The sequence below is a fragment of the Rickettsia hoogstraalii genome, from assembly GCF_000825685.1.
Classification (GTDB): Bacteria; Pseudomonadota; Alphaproteobacteria; order Rickettsiales; family Rickettsiaceae; genus Rickettsia; species Rickettsia hoogstraalii.
Genome location: NZ_CCXM01000001.1, coordinates 311,498 through 329,706, shown reverse-complemented (window position 1 = coordinate 329,706; position 18,209 = coordinate 311,498). Strand labels below are relative to the sequence as shown.

Below are 18,209 nucleotides of genomic sequence, written 5' to 3'. Positions count from 1 at the left end.
TGTTATAAAGAACTGTTATAGCCATATAAACCGTATCTATGCTTAGTTATCTTAAACAAAATTTACGTTCTTATTTTTCTAGTAGAGTACTAATTTTTACTTTAGCAATAGCAGCTATTATTTTTGCCTGTGCTACTTTTTATGTGATATCTTTAGAATCAAAGAATTTTAGTACGATTATTGGATTTTTATTAGTTGATTTAGCAATTTTTTTAATTTTAGGCGTTTTACTAACTCAAAAATTTTTTACTCAAAATAGTAATAACGATAGTTCTAAATTACAAAATCGTATTGTAATTGCCTTTAGTTTAGTTGCAGCTATTCCAACTATAATTGTCTCAGTATTTTCTGTTTATTTTTTTAATCTTAGTGTTCAAGCTTGGTTTGATAAGAAGATTTCTACGGTTCTTGATCAATCCGTAATAGTTGCGGAATCTTATATTGCCGAGCATAAATTACAGCTAAAAGAAACGGCTCTAGCCGTTGCTGAAGATTTAAGCGATATGTATTATGATTTAATTCATAATCCTGCTTTATTTACTAAAACACTTAATACCGAAGCAGAGATGCGTTCGCTTGATGAAGCTATAGTTTTAAACAAATCTACTAATACTATAGTAGCTAATAGTTATTTAAGTTTTTCATTATCATTTGCAACTATCCCTGCACATTTAATTAAAAAAGCGGATTTAGGGGAACCGGTGGAAGTAAAATCCGATCCGACTAAAATAAGGATGCTGATTAAATTAAAAGAATATAATGATGTGTATTTATTAGTCGGTAGACTAGTAGATAATAAAATTATCGACCATATAGATGCAACTAACGGAGCAGCTGCCGAGTATAATAGCCTTAAAAATGAAATAGATAATATACAGATTAAGTTCTCTATAATGTTTATCTTTATTGCCTTATTACTTCTTTTTGTAGCTATAAGTTTTGGGGTTATATTTACCGCTAAAATAGTAAAGCCTATTAAAAAATTAGTTACTGCAACTGACAAAGTTAAAGACGGTGATTTAACGGTACAAGTGCCTGAAAATGAAGTAGATAAAGACGAAATAGGTACGCTTTATGCGGCATTTAATAGAATGATTAAGCAGCTTTCCCGCCAGCAACGTGATTTAGTTATAGCACAGAGGGCTATGGCTTGGTCGGATGTTGCAAAAAAAGTAGCACATGAAATCAAGAACCCGTTAACTCCTATTTTACTTGCTTCTGAAAGATTGCTTAAGAAATTTAGTCCTGAAATTAAGGAAAAGGCAGAATTTGAAAATTATTTAAAAATGATTATTCGTCATACTAACGATATTAAAAATATAGTGTCCGAATTTGTTCTTTTTGCACGTCTTCCTGCTCCTAAATTTACGAAAAGTGAATTAGTTTATTTAGTTAAGCATATTGTTGAAGCACGTAAATTACTTAATGATAATATTTTATATAAATTTGAGTCTAACGTAGATCAATTTGATTTTATGTGTGATGCTACACAAATAAATCAAGTTATGATCAATTTGTTGAAAAACGCAGAAGAGTCAATAGAAGGGCGAGAATCCGGAAAAATAGAAGTTACTATAGATGCTAAAGACGATTTTATTAGCGTTATTGTAATAGATAACGGTAAAGGATTCCCGCCTGAGCTAATAGGCAAAGCTACCGAAAGCTATGTTACGACCAGCAGTAAAGGTATGGGGGTAGGGCTTGCTATAGTTAAAAGAATAGTCGAAGAACATTGCGGCATTCTAGATATAGCGAACAGAGAAGAAGAGGGGGCAATAATCGATATAAAATTTGATTTAAAAGAGCTGGATTTGAAAGTCGAACGTTCCGGAGGTTAGAATTATACAATTGTTGCGTGGACCGGTAAATGTTCTTTATGTCATTCTTAGCTAAAAGCGGGAATCCAGTAAAATCTACAAAAAACTTGTTTTTTAGGTTTATTTAGTAAATATTAAGACTATTTTTTTTGGATTCCTGCTTTCGCAGGAATGACATAGGTATCCACGCAACAAGACCTTGCGAGCAGCCGCAGGCTGCGTGGCAATCTAGAAAATAATTAAAAAAAATTCTGATTTACAGAATTTTTTTTTCTTCCTTGCTTCGTCAATTACTTACGTAATTTCCTTGCAATGACGGAAAAATCGATCCACGCAACAACGCCGACTTGATCACTTACCTAATAGGCAAAAAGTTATGAATCATGATATTTTATATAAGCATGAAAAGTTATGATTGAGATAGGTATTTATTAAATACTATATCAATGAGTAATAGATATCTGCACAGTATATAATACAGTTAAAGAATATTAGCCATTAGTGGTGATTAGATTTTAACTAAAGTTTTGTAATGATTATAAGCTGCAAAAGAAAGATCTAAATTAGATATATAGAACAAAAATAAAATAATTTCAAAATTGTAGTTGACAGGGCTGATTATATTGCATATAATTACACCTACCCAAAGCGATAAATGAAGAAAAGTCGCAGCTGTTTTTAAAAGTAAATAATTAGATATAGATAGTGACAGTAAACATGTACATATCACAAAAGTGATAATTAAACCTGTCAATTTTTTAAAGTAAAACTGACAGAATCAAACTTGAGAGTTTGATCCTGGCTCAGAACGAACGCTATCGGTATGCTTAACACATGCAAGTCGGACGGACTAATTGGGGCTTGCTCCAATTAGTTAGTGGCAGACGGGTGAGTAACACGTGGGAATCTGCCTATCAGTACGGAATAACTTTTAGAAATAAAAGCTAATACCGTATATTCTCTACGGAGGAAAGATTTATCGCTGATAGATGAGCCCGCGTCAGATTAGGTAGTTGGTGAGGTAACGGCTCACCAAGCCGACGATCTGTAGCTGGTCTGAGAGGATGATCAGCCACACTGGGACTGAGACACGGCCCAGACTCCTACGGGAGGCAGCAGTGGGGAATATTGGACAATGGGCGAAAGCCTGATCCAGCAATACCGAGTGAGTGATGAAGGCCTTAGGGTTGTAAAGCTCTTTTAGCAAGGAAGATAATGACGTTACTTGCAGAAAAAGCCCCGGCTAACTCCGTGCCAGCAGCCGCGGTAAGACGGAGGGGGCTAGCGTTGTTCGGAATTACTGGGCGTAAAGAGTGCGTAGGCGGTTTAGTAAGTTGGAAGTGAAAGCCCGAGGCTTAACCTCGGAATTGCTTTCAAAACTACTAATCTAGAGTGTAGTAGGGGATGATGGAATTCCTAGTGTAGAGGTGAAATTCTTAGATATTAGGAGGAACACCGGTGGCGAAGGCGGTCATCTGGGCTACAACTGACGCTGATGCACGAAAGCGTGGGGAGCAAACAGGATTAGATACCCTGGTAGTCCACGCCGTAAACGATGAGTGCTAGATATCGGAAGATTCTCTTTCGGTTTCGCAGCTAACGCATTAAGCACTCCGCCTGGGGAGTACGGTCGCAAGATTAAAACTCAAAGGAATTGACGGGGGCTCGCACAAGCGGTGGAGCATGCGGTTTAATTCGATGTTACGCGAAAAACCTTACCAACCCTTGACATGGTGGTCGCGGATCGCAGAGATGCTTTCCTTCAGCTCGGCTGGACCACACACAGGTGTTGCATGGCTGTCGTCAGCTCGTGTCGTGAGATGTTGGGTTAAGTCCCGCAACGAGCGCAACCCTCATTCTTATTTGCCAGCGGGTAATGCCGGGAACTATAAGAAAACTGCCGGTGATAAGCCGGAGGAAGGTGGGGACGACGTCAAGTCATCATGGCCCTTACAGGTTGGGCTACACGCGTGCTACAATGGTGTTTACAGAAGGAAGCAAGACGGCGACGTGGAGCAAATCCCTAAAAGACATCTCAGTTCGGATTGTTCTCTGCAACTCGAGAGCATGAAGTTGGAATCGCTAGTAATCGCGGATCAGCATGCCGCGGTGAATACGTTCTCGGGCCTTGTACACACTGCCCGTCACGCCATGGGAGTTGGTTTTACCTGAAGGTGGTGAGCTAACGCAAGAGGCAGCCAACCACGGTAAAATTAGCGACTGGGGTGAAGTCGTAACAAGGTAGCCGTAGGGGAACCTGCGGCTGGATTACCTCCTTAAAGACTAAATTAGTATATTGCTTATATTTATATAAGTAATTACTCAGTCCAAATATTTACTGTCACTATCTTTAACTAATTGTTTACTTTTAACTACTAAGCAGTTTCTTCTACAGGTCTTAAAAATCTTTATAATTAATTTGAAGGTAGAAACTTTATAAACTTGTTACTATATTAATAAGTACCATAACTTTGAGCAGTTGTGCTACAATTTTTTCCGGTACGACTCAAGATATTCATGTTAAGGTTATAGATAATAAGAATAACGCTACTTTAGAAAATGTAGTATGTACTGTTACCGATGGAACTGGAGGAAGTTATGTCTTACAAAATAATCCAGGGATAGTAAAGGTACGTAGAACTTCAGGGGCAGTGTTAGTTGATTGCAAAAAAGAAGGATATAAACAACTTAATATTGCTGTTGGAGATAATTTTAATAGTGTAACTCTTATTAACGTGTTGTTTTGGCCAGGGTTTATTGTAGATGCATTAAGTGGATCATATAAAAAATATCCTTCTCATTATTTAGTAGCAATGGAGAATATTGCTCCTTGTGCGAAATAAGAAATTATTTATATTTTAAATAATTGCAAGGAAAAATTGAAAATTTTGATGAAGCAATCTAATTAAAATGCTAATTTCTAGCATTTTTGAATTGTTTTTCTGGATTACCATGCTCTCTACGTTTGCGGTGTTGTTGCATGGATCGAAAAATGCGTTTTATGTCATTCCTGCGAAAGCGAGAACGACATAAATAAATCATACAACAACGCTTACGTTCGTTCGCTAATAGTGATATCTGTTGATAGTAGCAATACCTATCAACAGAACCTAGTAATTCTTGACATATTTTTATATTAATAATATCTTTCTATTAAAATTTGGGAGATATTTAGGTTAATTTATGAAAGTTGCTAAATCACAGGCATAGATACTTTTTTCAGCATTAGATGAATGGAATAACACCGGTTTACTTGATGATAATACAACTATATTACTTAAAGATAATATAGAAATATTAAGTTTCGACTGGAAGAAATTAGCTAGATATTCTTTTTGGATTTCTCTAATGTGTATAGTTATTGCCATTAGTGCTATTTTGTCTGATCGGTATCTACGCGAATTATTAGAATATATTTTTAATGCCCCGTATCTGCTGAAATTTATTACCTTATCAACTTTATCGGGAATAATTTATTTTGTTGGTTTTAAAAGACAGCAACAAAAACCAGAGAAAATTTTTAGCAATGGGGCAATATTATTTTTAGGGGTCTTAACTACTGCTTGTGCTATTTATCAACTAGGAAAAGCATTTGATTCAGGGAGTGGACATTTTTCCATTTTATTGCTTTTATCTTTTATTGTTTATGCCATATTAGGATATTTCTTTAAATCAAATTTAATTTGGTGCTTTGCTTTAATTTCACTAGGTAGTTTGATGGGAGCAGAAACCGGGTATATGTCAGGATGGGGAGCATATTACTTAGGTATGAATTATCCATTATGTTTTGTGTTATTTGGAGGAGTATTAACAGGAGCTGCTCTTATTTTAGAAGAAAATAAAAAATTCAATCATTTTACTCAAGTAACTCTTGTAATTGGTTTATTATATTCATTTATTGCAATGTGGTTATTATCAATATTTGGAAATTATGACCCTGAAGATTATTACTTAAAGTCGATAAAGCTGATAGAATTATTTCATTGGTCTTTATTATTTGCTTTAATGTCCGGAGCAGCTATTTATCACGGTTTAAAACAAGATAATTCGATAACTAAAGGATTTGGAGTTACTTTTTTATTTATTAATTTATATACAAGATTTTTTGAATATTTTTGGAATACAACTCATAAAGCAGTATTTTTTACAATTCTAGGAATAAGCTTTTGGTGGCTTGGAAGCAAAGCAGAGAAAATTTGGAATCTTACTGCAAAAAAATAATTAATATATAAAGTTCTGCTTTTATAAGGAACGTATATATTCAGATAGAACTTAAAAAATTGGCGGTAATGTCTTTTTAAGTTCTCGAATGCTGAACATTTAATAACTGTTGTCATTCTTCGTCTTGTGGACTCTTTGCTTTTTTTAGCTGCAAATTATAAGGTTTTTTTGAAATAGGGTATATCCTCTCAAAAATATTATCAATTAAATCTATTTTGTTAACAGTTCCATAAAGTAGTTTTTAAGCAATGATATGTAAATTAATTATTTTTAATTCATAAAATATCTTAATAAAACATAATAAATATCCTACAATAATATTAAAAAATATTAAGGGTAAAATATATGAATTACTTAGGATATGGTGGTATTTCTCTTAGAACAATACTTGCAATAGTAATATCGTTTAATGTGAATAAATCAATATTATGGGCTATCATTCATGGATTTTTTGGATGGTTTTATATTGTATATTATTTGTTATTTAGAAAATAGACTTCTTGCATAATCTCTTTCTAAAGGTAAATTTGTACGTTAATCCGGTACTCACAAGGCATTGCCCGCGTGGATCAATTTCACCTCTGTCATCCCGTGGCCCCGCCACAGGATCCAGTTAAAAATACTAAAATTATTAGTATTTTTTATTGTTTTTATAGACCTAGTTAGCAAGCGAATTAGGTGACACAGTGAGTTTTATCGGTCCACGCAACATACCTACTCGCATCCTAACGTATTTATATACGCTGCGGTGGCAAGTGCTTTCGTGTTTCTTTCTAAGATAGGTTATGTAAGAAGTCTAATAATAGGAATCATCTGCAAGAATAAAAGCTTTAAGTTGCTTTAAAGAGTGAAGTTTGTTAATCTCTACAAAAACATATTTGAGATTATATGATAACTACATATTTAAAGGAAAATAATTCTATAGTAAAAAATGAAGAATATATTATTAATGAATCCACATTATGGATTGATTTATTCAATATAACCGATGAAGAAAAAGTAATAGTAAAAAATACATTAAATATAGAAATACCGACTTTAAAGGATATATCACAAATTGAGATTTCCGAGAGGTTATATGTTGAAAATGAGGCGTTATATCTAACTATTACGGAACTCGTTAATAAAGAGTAAGAATTTCCTGAAACACATTCTATAGTATTTCGATTAGTATGGATATTGATGATTATGGACGTTTAATACTTGATAATAACATTAATGATTTGCGTATAGATCATACCAATGTATTAAAGAAAATAGGTCGAAAAGGTGATTTACTTTCTAAAAGTCGTGAGTGTTTATTTTCTTTAACTATGGCTATTCAATATATTTTAAAATCTCCACAAATAACTCAAAATAAAGCATCTAAGGATCTATTAGATACATTGCTTCGAGACGTAGACTCAATAATTAATTTTTCACAATTTATATCTAGTGAGATTGCAAGAACTCTAGACGCAGCACTAGGTATGATTGCCAAAATAATATTATTAAAATTTTCTCGTTGGTTACTATATTTTTTCTCCCACCCACTTTAATAGCTAGTATTTACGGCATGAATTTTACCGTAATGCCTGAGCTTAAATCACCGTATGGTTATCCTATAGCCTTATTCTTAATGCTATTATCTACAATTATTACCTATAAATATTTTAAGAAACGGAAGTGGTTGTAAGTTTTTATTGATAATAGTTTGATAGAATTTTACATAAAAATCAATGACCGTATTTTATAGTCAATTGATTTGGACTCGCCTACTAGTTATAGGCTTCGCTCCTTGCTCCTTGTATAAAAATCCAATTGAATTGACTATATGACATTGACACTATCTTAATTAATAATAATTAGGATTTGAATATGAGCGAATTAGATTTTGAAGTAGAAAAGACAAGTTTTGTAGTAAGTGTTATTGATGCTATTGAAGAGTATATAAAAGCAGAATTTTTATTTAACTATGAAAAGCAAAAAGAAAATTTCCAGTATATTTACAATAATTTAAAGTACCTTAACCAATCAATGCCTATTGAGAATGCTGAGGTTATGAAAGAGTTTTTCAGATTAAAATCAGAATTTAGAAAATATATTAAAGATAAAGTTAGGAATGTAGATAAGGAATTTTTGAAGTTAATATATATAGAGTCTTCTAAATTTATAAAAGAAAAAATTGTAGAAATAGAGAACAAAATAGAGCGTATTAAAAACGGTCAAGCTGAAAATGAAGAAGAAAAAGAGGCTTATAACTGGAGTAAGAGTAACGAATTAAGGCAAAAAGAAATAGAAAATGCTTATAAGAAAAAACAAGATAAGGAAAGTATAGACAGTTTTAAACAATTAGGTGCAAAGGTACAAGCGTTAAGAGCTAAATCATCAATAGAAAAGATGGAAGATCATTTTTTAGTTAAAGAGAAAATATTAAGTGCAGAAGAAATGAAAACTATTATTTCAAATCATGAATTGTTAAATACATTAGATAGTTATAATGATACGGCTAGTGCAAATGCAGTAACAAAATTATTTGAAATTGCTCGTAATTATTATGAAGATGATAAGCAAAAAGGCATAAATGAACTTGGAGCAATAAACTATACAAAAGCAACTTAGTTTTAAAGATATTGATTACGTAGTTGGTAATGAGTTAGATAAATTATGTGAGTTAATAGCAGGAAATAGTGCAATCCTTACTCTTAATAATGACCAAATACATAGCAGTAATGATTTTTTTGATTTAGCAATATTAGGTAGGTTAGAAGAAACTCTCAAAAAGTTAGCTGATGATTTTACGGTAAATGATGAGCGAATAAAATTCTATAGAACACTAACAGAGGAAAATGATAAAAAATTCTTTTTGAAAATTGGAAGTTAATAAAATGGTTTTCTGATTCTATAACTTATAAGGAACTATTGCAGTTGTTACCTAGTAAAAAATTTTTATTAGATCTCTTAAAAGATAAAAATCTATATAAATTAGCAGAAAAAATGACTATTTCTAAAAATGAGTTACTTGAAATGTCGCAAGAGGCACAAGAAAATTATTTAAAAGAAATAAAAATTGAAGATTGTTTAGATATTCATTTAGATTCTATGAATATGAATACTCTTAAACTTATTATAGCATCAGATGTGATTCTTGGTAATATCTCATTCAATTCTGATACTACCGTAATTATAGAAACAGGAAAATCTTTGAATATCGCCGGTCTACTAACTATAGGATCAGGAAGCACTTTAAATATATCAGGTGAGGGTACACTAACTCTAGGATCAAATATTGTTTCAAAAAATATAATAGAAAATATAAATTATAAAGGAATAACTCCTGAAATTCCTTTAAATAAGACTATTGCACTCAATTTAAATTTTACGGAAGAAAATACGGATAGTAATTCAGATATAACAATATTAGGAAATACTGATCCGGAGATTTAATAAACAATATCACAAAGCTCTACAAACTCGACATTGTTGCATGAATATCCAAGTCGTCATTGCGAGGAAATTACGTAGTAATTGACGAAGCAATCTAGTAAAAAATTCTGATTTACAGAATTTTTTTTATTATTTTTCTGGATTGTCACGCAAGTACTACGACTGCTCGCAATGACGGGGTGGTATGGTATCCACGCGGCAATACCTACTCGCAATGACAGAAAAACCGCTCCACGTCGGGCAATGTTAAGCCATTCAATAAAATCTAAATATTTCTTAGAATTATTTTACTTAATTCACAATTCAAGTGTGAGAAGTTTATCTCTTCAAATCCTTTTCTTGGAATAATAATCATTGCGAATTTTATAGCTTTAAGCTTAGAATCACTAACAATAATTCTAATTAGATGTCTTATACGTCTTTTAATTTTATTGCGAACCACAGCTTTTTTATTTAGCTTTCTGCTAACTTTGATCCCTAAAAAAGTATTATATTTTGATTCAAAGAAGATTTTAGGAAGTTTTTTGGCTATTACCAAAATAAAATATCTCTCATAGAACTTCTTTCCAAGCTTATTTATAAGCTCAAATTCTTTTTGATTTTTTAAAGAGGTAATAGACAATTTGATAAGTCAGATTATTTTAAGCAGATAATTTATGTCTACCTTTCGCACGACGTTTTCTTAAGATTGCTCTTCCGGTTGGAGTAGCCATTCTAGATCTAAAACCATGTCTTCTTTTTCTAACTAAATTGCTAGGTTGAAATGTACGTTTCATAATATTTATACCGAACGAAAATAAAAATTAATTGTTATTGGATTCCCGCTTCCGCGGGAATGACATCATTAAGCGGGAATATTAAATACTTAAATATGTGCTTTTGCTTTTTCTACGATACTTGCGAATCCATCACTGTTATTGACGGCAAGTTCTGCAAGTACTTTACGATCTATATCGATTTCTGCTTTTTTAAGAGCTCCCATAAATTGAGAGTAAACAAGCCCATGCTCTCTTACTGCTGCATTTATTCTTTGAATCCATAAGCCTCTGAAATCACGCTTACGATTTCTACGGTCTCTGTAAGCATATTGAAGAGCTTTTTCTACTTTTTCAATAGCTACTCTAAAACAGCTATTAGCTCTACCTCTATAGCCTTTGGCTAATTTGAGGATTTTTTTATGTCGATTTTTAGAAATTTTTCCTGATTTTGCACGTGTCATTGCTGTAGCTCCTGATTAATTAATTTATACCATACGGTAAAAAATATTTTTTAATATTATATCCGTCTTGAGGACAAAGTATTGTAGTTCCTCTAAGGTTACGGATTTGAGCTTTAGTACGACGACGCATAAAATGTTTTTTACCTGCTTGGGATGCGATAACTTTACCGCTAGCAGTAAGTTTAAAACGCTTTTTTACAGCGGATTTTGTTTTTAATTTAGGCATGATTATTCCTTTAAATTGGTATTTACTAGACTTAAACTGTAATTAGGCATACCAAAGCCATGTACAGATAGAAAACTAGATAATAGTTTTTTTATTAGTTATTGCAAGATTTTTTTTTAAGAGACCGTCTGTAAATAAATTTTTAATTAAATTTAAATTAATTATTGATTTTTTAAGAAAAACTCATATTTTTATTATTATAAATTCAATCTAAAATTAAAATTCTATGAAAAATACTAATTCTTTTAAGACTCCTGATGATGCTGACTTCAATCTCTGTATACCACATGGAGTACCGATTAAATTCGTATCCCTATAGGTAGTAGCGTTACAGTAAATGATGAAATGCTTGGTTTGCTTGAAAATAGGCCTTATATTAAATTTACATGTGATAAAAATTCCAAAGCAGTAATATTAGAACCAGGCAAGAGTTATCAGTCTTTTATGCTGAATGATGAGTTAGAGGTAACTCCTTTAGGTGATGTACCTATGAATAATATTGCAGAACTCGATTAAATTTTTATTAAGCAAACAACTCTATTATTTTTTTAAGCTATTTGCTATAATGGGAATGCTAAATACATATTAATATTGATAATGTTTGGACAAAATCCTAAAAGAAGCATATTAAGTGGTGACGGTACTAGTTTAGAGGTGCAGTCTATTTTTAAGACTATACAAGGTGAAGGTATTTTTGTAGGTTGCCCTGCTATTTTTATTAGGCTTGGGGGATGTAATCTTGCTTGTAATTTTTGTGATACGGAGTTTGAAGATTTTGAGTTAGTAGATATAGCTGAGATTTTAAATAAAGTAGAAAGCTTAGCATTAAATTCTAAAAATGAAAAATCGATTAATTTAGTAGTAATAACCGGCGGTGAGCCGATGCGTCAACCTATAGAGCTATTATGTCAGAAGTTACTAGATCAAAATTTAAAAGTCCAAATAGAGACTAACGGTACGTTATATCGCTCTTTGCCAAAAGGGGTATCTATAATTTGTTCGCCGAAAGCCGGTAAAACCGGTTATAGTAAAATAAGAGAAGATTTATTGCCTAAAATTAGTGCGGTGAAATTTATCGTTGCTAAAAATATTGCAGAATATAGCATTATACCGGAAGTAGGACAAACTTCTTATAATATACCGGTTTTTATTCAACCTATGGATCAAAACGATCAAAGACTTAATGACGAAAATAATGAGTTAGCAGTAAAATTAGCACTAGAAAGCGGTGCTAGATTATCTCTGCAAACTCATAAGTTTTTAGGTATAGAATAAGATACTCGTTTTATTTGAGAGTGTATAATATCATGATCGTTTTGTGTCATTCCCGCGTGGACTCATTTCACCTCTGTCATCCCGCGACTTGATCGCGGGATCCAGTTAAAAATACTAAAATTACTAATATTTTTATTGTTTTTTGGATACCGTGGTCAAGCCACGGTATGACACCGAACGGATTTTTCGGTCCACGCAACAACGCCTTCTCGCGGAAGCGGGAATCCAGGAAAAAGCAAAGTAAATTGAGTTTTTAGTTTTTAAATTTACCTTACTTATACCTTTTAAGTACTGGATTCCCGCTTCCGCGGGAATGACATCGAAGCGTTAAGCCAGCACAGGTATTTTAAAAATACTTGAATTTTATATTAATTGAAGCTATTATAATCTTTTTTAAGTTTAAAGTGTTGAAATAATGAGTGAAATATTAGAACTTGAAGCTAAATCCCGTAATGAATTCGGGACAGGAGCAGCAAGAGCATTAAGAAGAGAAGGGCGTGTTCCGGCTATTATTTACGGAGCGGGTAAAACCCCTGTTAGTATTTCTTTGGAAGAAAAGGAAATAACTAAATATTATAGAAAGCCGGCTTTTATCTCTCAGTTAATTAATTTAACAATTGATAAGAAGAAATATAAAGTATTGCCGAAAGCCGTGGAGTTACATCCTGTTACGGATATAGTACGCCATGTTGATTTTGTCTTTTTAGAAGAGAAAACTCAAAAAATGGAAGTACCTGTAGTATATGAAGGGAAGGAAAGAGCTTTAGGCGTTAAAAGAGGCGGATATTTTAATATAGTAAAAAGAAGAGTTACTTTATTATGTGATGTTAATAATATCCCAAGAAACGTAACTATCGACGTTACTAATATGCCTATTGCTACTTCTCTAAAATCTTCAAAAATAGAATTACCGAAAGGATGCAGTTTTACTACTAAAAAAGAATTTGTTCTTGCAACTATTATAGGACGTAGAGGAGCAAAGACCGAAGCTGAAGGTGAACAACAAGCCGCTGAAGCAGGGAAGTAAGCTGCTTAGACAGGACATTGCATCAATTAGTTTTTTCGTCATTGTGCGGTGGTTTTATTGTGTGTATCGATTTTCTGTCATTGCGAGAAGAATTACGTATGACAGAAAACCGATCCCACGCGGGCAATACCGCTAGAAACGAGAATGACATTCTAAATGTTCATATACTTCTTCCAAATTAATATTTCTTCAAAAATTTTCCATTACTATTTATTAGGTAAATTATTATGATTCTTGTTATTGGTCTTGGTAATCCAGGAAAAGAGTATCAATATACGAGGCATAATATCGGCTTTATTGCTATAGAGAAAATAGCAAACCAATATAATTCATCATTTAGTACAAAGAAAAAATTCAATTGCGAGATTGCTGAAACTATTAGTGATGGGCAAAAGATAATTTTTATAAAGCCCACTACCTATATGAACTTGTCCGGTAAGTCAGTGATATCGGTGAAAACATATTATAATATCCACCCCGCAAAAATCTTTGTTATTCATGATGATATTGATTTAGAAACAGGTAGAATAAAATTTAAAACCGGTAGCGGTAACGGCGGGCATAACGGTTTAAAATCAATTGACGGTGTTATAGGCAATAATTATAATCGCATTAGGGTTGGGGTAGGTAGACCGCAAAATAATCAGGATGTAGCAGATTACGTACTTAATAACTTCTCTAAACCGGAGTATGAAACAGCGTTGCAAGCTATAGATAGAATAGTTAATAATTTTGGTTTAATATTAGAGAATAAGTTAGAAGAATTTAAGAATAAGATAGCTTGATATATTAAAACTAAACAGAAAAAATTTATGATACAAGATTTTGAAATTGTTTATGCCGAAGAAATGGATAAAACTCATAGAACTATAATTATTGAGGCTTTGAACAAAGATGCTAGAGAAAAAAAGGGGTTAGTAGGAGATATTGAATCTTTTTCATTTTCCTGTTTAGATCAGGATAAAAATTTTGTTGCAGGAATTAGCGGTATGAGTTCTTGGGGAGGGTTTTATATTGATTCACTTTTTGTTAATGAAAATATAAGAAACCAAAATTACGGTACTTTACTAATGCAAAAAGCTGAGGATTTAGCACGTGAACGAGGCTGTAATTTTATTCATCTTGTTACTATGGACTTCCAAGCAAAAACGTTTTATGAGAAACTGGGGTATAAAATTGAATTTGCTATGCACGGTTACGAAAAAGATTCTATAATGTATTATTTACGGAAAAATTTATGACACTAAAACTCGGAATTGTTGGGTTACCGAATGTCGGTAAGTCGACGTTATTTAATGCCTTAACGGCAAGTCAGGCTGCAGATGCCGCTAATTATCCGTTTTGTACTATTGAGCCTAATAGCAGCAAAGTTTTAGTACCGGATGAGCGTTTGCAACGACTCGCAAGCTTAGCAGGAAGCGGAAAAATTATTCCGTCTTATATTGAGTTTGTCGATATTGCAGGACTTGTTAAAGGAGCAAGTAAAGGGGAGGGGCTTGGTAATAAGTTTTTATCTCATATCAGGGAAGTCGATGCAATACTGCACGTACTGCGTTGCTTTGAAGATGAGGATATAACGCACGTACATAACAAAGTCGACCCAATCCATGACCTTGAGGTTATTGAAACAGAGTTAATACTTGCTGATATAGAATCGGTCGAAAAGCGTTTAGCAACAAGTGAAAAACGCTTAAAGTCAGGCGATAAAACAATGTCGGAGCAGATAGAATTGTTAAAAGAGGTTTATAAAGTGTTGGCAGACGGTAAACCTGCAAGAGTGTTAAATGAAATTTTAGGAGCTGATAATTTAAAACAATTGCAGTTAATTACTTCTAAGCCCGTTTTTTATATATATAACGTACTTGAAAAAGATGCAGCTATAGGTAATGAATTTACGAAATTAGTAGCAGAAAGAGCAAAGAAAGAAAACGCTAAAAGCGTCGTAATTTCTTCAAAAATAGAAGCTGAAATTGCTTTACTTGAAAGCATGGAAGAAAAAGAAGAGTTCTTAAAATTTATAGGTTTAGAGGAAACGGGGCTTAGTAAAGTGATTAAAGAGGGGTATAATCTCTTAAACCTTAAAAGCTTTTTTACCATAGGTCCTAAAGAAGCCCATAGTTGGACTTTTAAAGACGGCACGCTTGCCCCGGCTGCTGCCGGCATTATTCATACCGATTTTGAAAAAGGCTTTATTAGAGCGGAAGTTATCGGCTATGAAGATTATATAAATCTCGGTAGTGAGGCAAAAGCCAAAGAGGTAGGCAAAATGCGTTTAGAGGGTAAAGAATATAAAATGCAAGACGGAGATATAGTACATTTTAGATTTAACGTTTAATATACTCGATGAACTTCAAAAATTGGCTACGTCGTCTTATAAGTTCTGCGGTGCTCACGTATTAAGTATACGCTCCGCTCCTCGCCTTGTAGACTCCTTGCTCTTTTTGAAGTTGATCTTCGTCTATAATACTTTTTATTTTACCTCAGAGTATACTTGTTTTATTAACCATAGACTGCCGATGTCATTCCCGCGTAGGCATTGTTGCGTGGACCGGTTTATCTGTCATTGCGAGGAAATTACGAAGTAATTGACGAAGCAATCCAGTTAAAAATTCTGATTTACAGAATTTTTTTAATTATTTCCTGGATTGCCGCGTCGCTTCGCTCCTCGCAATGACGACCTTCAGTATCCACGCGGGAATGACATAAAGAACACTGAAACGACATAGAAATAAAAAGTAATATTATGAAAACAATTTTGCCCGATCGCTCCCTAAAAATCCAAGCTAGGCTTAATTATATAGTAAGCCAAATTTTAGATATTGCACAAGATAAAATTGCTATGATTATCTTATATGGCTCTTTTGCAAGAGGTGATTGGGTACGTGATCTACCTAACGGTTACCATAGCGATACTGATATTTTGATAATTCTGAAAAAAGGTAAATATAAAGGGTACACTGCTTTAAGATTAAAAGATAAAATATATACAAGATTAAAAAAGATGGGAGTAATAAAAGATCAGATTATCCCATATGATTCACGAATATCGATAATTCTAGAGTCAATTGATGAAGTAAATAGACAGTTGGAGATAGGGCGTTATTTTTACACAGATATTAAAAAAGAAGACATCCTTTTATACGATAGTAAGGAATTTACCTTAAGCGAAGCTAAAGATTTACCTTGGGGTGAGATGAAAGAAATTGCTAAAGATTATTATGATTATTGGTTCAATAGAGGTAAAGGATTTCTTATTGATTCCAAATATCCACTAGAAAGAAAAGATAATCCTATATCAGCTTTTTATCTTCATCAAGCTACGGAAAGTTTTTACAGTAGCAATTTTATTAGTTTTTTCTAATTATAAACCAAAGTGATATAGAGGAATTAGGCGGCAGAACAGCAAATTATAATAGCGAATTATGGGAAGTATTTCCGCAAGCAAATGAAGAACAAAAAGAATGTTTTGAATTACTAAAAAAAGCATATGTTGATGCAAGATATGATAAAAATTATAGAATTAGCAAAGAGCAGTTACTTTACTTGATTGAGAGAGTAGAAAAATTAAAAAACATTACGGAACGAATTTGTTTGGAGCGGATTAATCGATAAAACTCGATGAACCGAAATAAAAAAATCATTTATGAAAATAATCGCTAAAATCCCGGCATGGATGCTTCTATGCTTATTTATTTTATCACCGACTACGCGGAAACAATTTATACTTCAGGATTACCGAGTTTAACCAAATATTTCGGCATTGACGGCGGTGTCACTCAAACTACGTCTACATTATATTTTTTAGGATTTGCTCTCGGTATATTAACGCTTGGCAGATTATCGGATATTTACGGCAGAAGACCTATAGCTTTACTTGGGCTTTTTATTTATGTTGTATCTTCAATTATTAGCATTTTTGCAGTTAATATAGAAATGCTGATGATAGCTCGTTTTGTACAAGCTTTCGGTGTAAGCGTTGGTTCTGTTATTGGGCAGGCTATGGCTAGAGATTCCTATCAAGGCTCAGAGTTATCATATGTCTATGCTAGCTTATCTCCGTGGCTGTTATTTATCCCTTCTCTCGGTTCATCTATAGGGGGCTATATTATAGAATATTCAAGCTGGCATTATGTTTTTGTATTTTTTAGTCTTACCGGTACTATATTACTAGCTTTATATTATAAAGTTTTACCTGAAACAAATTCTTATATAAATTTTTCACAAAGCAGTAAATATTTTGAGGTTTTGCAGGTAATTATTAAAGATAAAATTCTTTGGTTATATGCTTTTATCATCGGTGCATTTAACGGCATATATTATGGTTTTTTCATAGAAGCTCCTTTTTATTGATAAAATGAAAGTTTCGCCATCTTTTTACGGTAAATTAGCGTTTTTGTTATCTTTTGCCGCTATCTTTGGAGGATTTTTAGGAGGGTATTTAATAAAAAAACGCCATGTACACGATAAAAAAGTTATGGGTTTAGGATTTATTTTTAGTTTGTGCGGTTGTATATTATTTGCGGTAAATGCTTTTATATTAGAAGTGGTTTCAGCGAGTCATAGTCTTGCAATCGCTATGGTATTTGCACCGATGATGATTCATATGGTTGGCATAATCTACTTATCCCTATGACGCTTCGTTATGCACTGGAGGATTATGCTAAAGTAACAGGTACGGCAGGGGATCTATATTCGGTGCAATATACTACGTAGTTATTGCTGCTGTAACTTATTTGGTTTCTAAAATACACAGCAAAACGATAAGCAATTTTGCTTTATTATGCTTCGTTTTAAGTATTAGCTCTGCTGCTGCATTTTACTGTATTTGGATTTTATATAAGAAAAAACACAAAAATTAAGTATTAGGCTCTGCGTACGGAAAATTAAATTATTTATGTCCCTAGATATTTTTGAGTGAAAATTGATAAGATTTTTGCAATAAAAAGTTGCTTTTAGTTCAAAAGAATATTATAATTTTGTAGCCAAAAAGAACAAAAA

General features: G+C 32.8%; 17 protein-coding genes, 1 rRNA gene and 3 pseudogenes. 16 read left to right on the top strand and 5 right to left on the bottom strand.

The window, feature by feature from the left end:
- The first annotated feature begins 38 nt into the window (after positions 1-38).
- The 3 genes from BN1174_RS01735 to BN1174_RS01725 all read left to right on the top strand — a co-directional run bounded on the left by BN1174_RS01735 (position 39) and on the right by BN1174_RS01725 (position 4,660).
- Positions 39-1,838: a sensor histidine kinase NtrY-like gene (locus BN1174_RS01735; protein WP_040256033.1), complete on the top strand. Its 1,800-nt coding sequence runs from the start codon at positions 39-41 to the stop codon at positions 1,836-1,838.
- 759 nt (positions 1,839-2,597) lie between these two features.
- A 16S ribosomal RNA gene (locus BN1174_RS01730) occupies positions 2,598-4,096 on the top strand.
- A gap of 192 nt (positions 4,097-4,288) precedes the next feature.
- Positions 4,289-4,660 (top strand): hypothetical protein, encoded by a 372-nt coding sequence (locus tag BN1174_RS01725; protein WP_231555737.1) that lies wholly within the window; start codon positions 4,289-4,291, stop codon positions 4,658-4,660.
- A 333-nt stretch (positions 4,661-4,993) separates the two neighbouring features.
- On the opposite strand, the gene BN1174_RS11415 is transcribed toward BN1174_RS01725, so the two are convergent.
- Positions 4,994-5,185 carry a hypothetical protein gene (locus tag BN1174_RS11415; protein ID WP_156138438.1) on the bottom strand — a complete coding sequence of 64 codons (192 nt, stop codon included), beginning with the start codon at positions 5,183-5,185 and terminating at the stop codon, positions 4,994-4,996.
- A gap of 10 nt (positions 5,186-5,195) precedes the next feature.
- Between BN1174_RS11415 and BN1174_RS10605 the strand changes: the two genes are divergently transcribed.
- The 4 genes and pseudogenes from BN1174_RS10605 to BN1174_RS12580 all read left to right on the top strand — a co-directional run.
- Positions 5,196-6,038, top strand: a complete 843-nt coding sequence (locus BN1174_RS10605; protein WP_231555736.1) for a hypothetical protein — start codon at positions 5,196-5,198, stop codon at positions 6,036-6,038.
- Between the two features lie 888 nt (positions 6,039-6,926).
- Positions 6,927-7,713: pseudogene (locus tag BN1174_RS01715) on the top strand (CorA family divalent cation transporter).
- Between the two features lie 704 nt (positions 7,714-8,417).
- Entirely contained in the window at positions 8,418-8,639 is a 222-nt protein-coding gene (locus BN1174_RS12585) for a hypothetical protein (protein WP_040257870.1), read from the top strand.
- Between the two features lie 480 nt (positions 8,640-9,119).
- Positions 9,120-9,338, top strand: a pseudogene (locus tag BN1174_RS12580) (hypothetical protein); the annotation flags it as partial.
- A gap of 391 nt (positions 9,339-9,729) precedes the next feature.
- On the opposite strand, the gene rnpA reads toward BN1174_RS12580, so the two are convergent.
- The 4 genes from rnpA to rpmI form a co-directional block, all read right to left on the bottom strand.
- Positions 9,730-10,086 carry a ribonuclease P protein component gene (gene rnpA / locus BN1174_RS01695; RefSeq protein ID WP_040256029.1) on the bottom strand — a complete coding sequence of 119 codons (357 nt, stop codon included), beginning with the start codon at positions 10,084-10,086 and terminating at the stop codon, positions 9,730-9,732.
- A 19-nt stretch (positions 10,087-10,105) separates the two neighbouring features.
- Positions 10,106-10,240 (bottom strand): 50S ribosomal protein L34, encoded by a 135-nt coding sequence (gene rpmH / locus BN1174_RS01690; RefSeq protein ID WP_011270688.1) that lies wholly within the window; start codon positions 10,238-10,240, stop codon positions 10,106-10,108.
- An 89-nt stretch (positions 10,241-10,329) separates the two neighbouring features.
- Entirely contained in the window at positions 10,330-10,683 is a 354-nt protein-coding gene (rplT, locus tag BN1174_RS01685) for a 50S ribosomal protein L20 (protein ID WP_040256020.1), read from the bottom strand.
- Between the two features lie 19 nt (positions 10,684-10,702).
- Positions 10,703-10,909, bottom strand: a complete 207-nt coding sequence (rpmI, locus tag BN1174_RS01680) for a 50S ribosomal protein L35 (protein WP_004997924.1) — start codon at positions 10,907-10,909, stop codon at positions 10,703-10,705.
- Positions 10,910-11,263: 354 nt separating this feature from the next.
- Between rpmI and BN1174_RS07730 the strand changes: the two genes are divergently transcribed.
- From BN1174_RS07730 to BN1174_RS01640, 9 genes and pseudogenes are all read left to right on the top strand, one after another.
- Positions 11,264-11,425, top strand: coding sequence for a hypothetical protein (locus BN1174_RS07730; RefSeq protein WP_231555733.1), 162 nt, complete (start codon positions 11,264-11,266; stop codon positions 11,423-11,425).
- A gap of 81 nt (positions 11,426-11,506) precedes the next feature.
- Positions 11,507-12,184 carry a 7-carboxy-7-deazaguanine synthase QueE gene (locus BN1174_RS01675; RefSeq protein ID WP_040256001.1) on the top strand — a complete coding sequence of 226 codons (678 nt, stop codon included), beginning with the start codon at positions 11,507-11,509 and terminating at the stop codon, positions 12,182-12,184.
- A gap of 415 nt (positions 12,185-12,599) precedes the next feature.
- Positions 12,600-13,211 carry a 50S ribosomal protein L25/general stress protein Ctc gene (locus BN1174_RS01670; protein ID WP_040255999.1) on the top strand — a complete coding sequence of 204 codons (612 nt, stop codon included), beginning with the start codon at positions 12,600-12,602 and terminating at the stop codon, positions 13,209-13,211.
- Positions 13,212-13,438: 227 nt separating this feature from the next.
- Positions 13,439-13,996: an aminoacyl-tRNA hydrolase gene (pth, locus tag BN1174_RS01665; protein WP_040255997.1), complete on the top strand. Its 558-nt coding sequence runs from the start codon at positions 13,439-13,441 to the stop codon at positions 13,994-13,996.
- 27 nt (positions 13,997-14,023) lie between these two features.
- Positions 14,024-14,452 carry a GNAT family N-acetyltransferase gene (locus tag BN1174_RS08345; protein ID WP_331370574.1) on the top strand — a complete coding sequence of 143 codons (429 nt, stop codon included), beginning with the start codon at positions 14,024-14,026 and terminating at the stop codon, positions 14,450-14,452.
- On the top strand, positions 14,449-15,546 hold the full coding sequence (gene ychF / locus BN1174_RS01650; protein ID WP_040255995.1) for a redox-regulated ATPase YchF: 1,098 nt from the start codon (positions 14,449-14,451) through the stop codon (positions 15,544-15,546). Before BN1174_RS08345 ends, ychF begins: the two co-directional genes overlap by 4 nt.
- Before the next feature lie 408 nt (positions 15,547-15,954).
- The gene (locus tag BN1174_RS11395; RefSeq protein WP_082022257.1) at positions 15,955-16,572 is read left to right on the top strand and encodes a nucleotidyltransferase domain-containing protein; all 618 of its coding nucleotides are present in this window, start codon (positions 15,955-15,957) and stop codon (positions 16,570-16,572) included.
- Positions 16,572-16,823 carry a HEPN domain-containing protein gene (locus BN1174_RS08335; protein WP_331370587.1) on the top strand — a complete coding sequence of 84 codons (252 nt, stop codon included), beginning with the start codon at positions 16,572-16,574 and terminating at the stop codon, positions 16,821-16,823. Before BN1174_RS11395 ends, BN1174_RS08335 begins: the two co-directional genes overlap by 1 nt.
- A 31-nt stretch (positions 16,824-16,854) precedes the next feature.
- Positions 16,855-18,070 (top strand): annotated as a pseudogene (locus tag BN1174_RS01640) (Bcr/CflA family efflux MFS transporter).
- Positions 18,071-18,209: the final 139 nt, after the last annotated feature.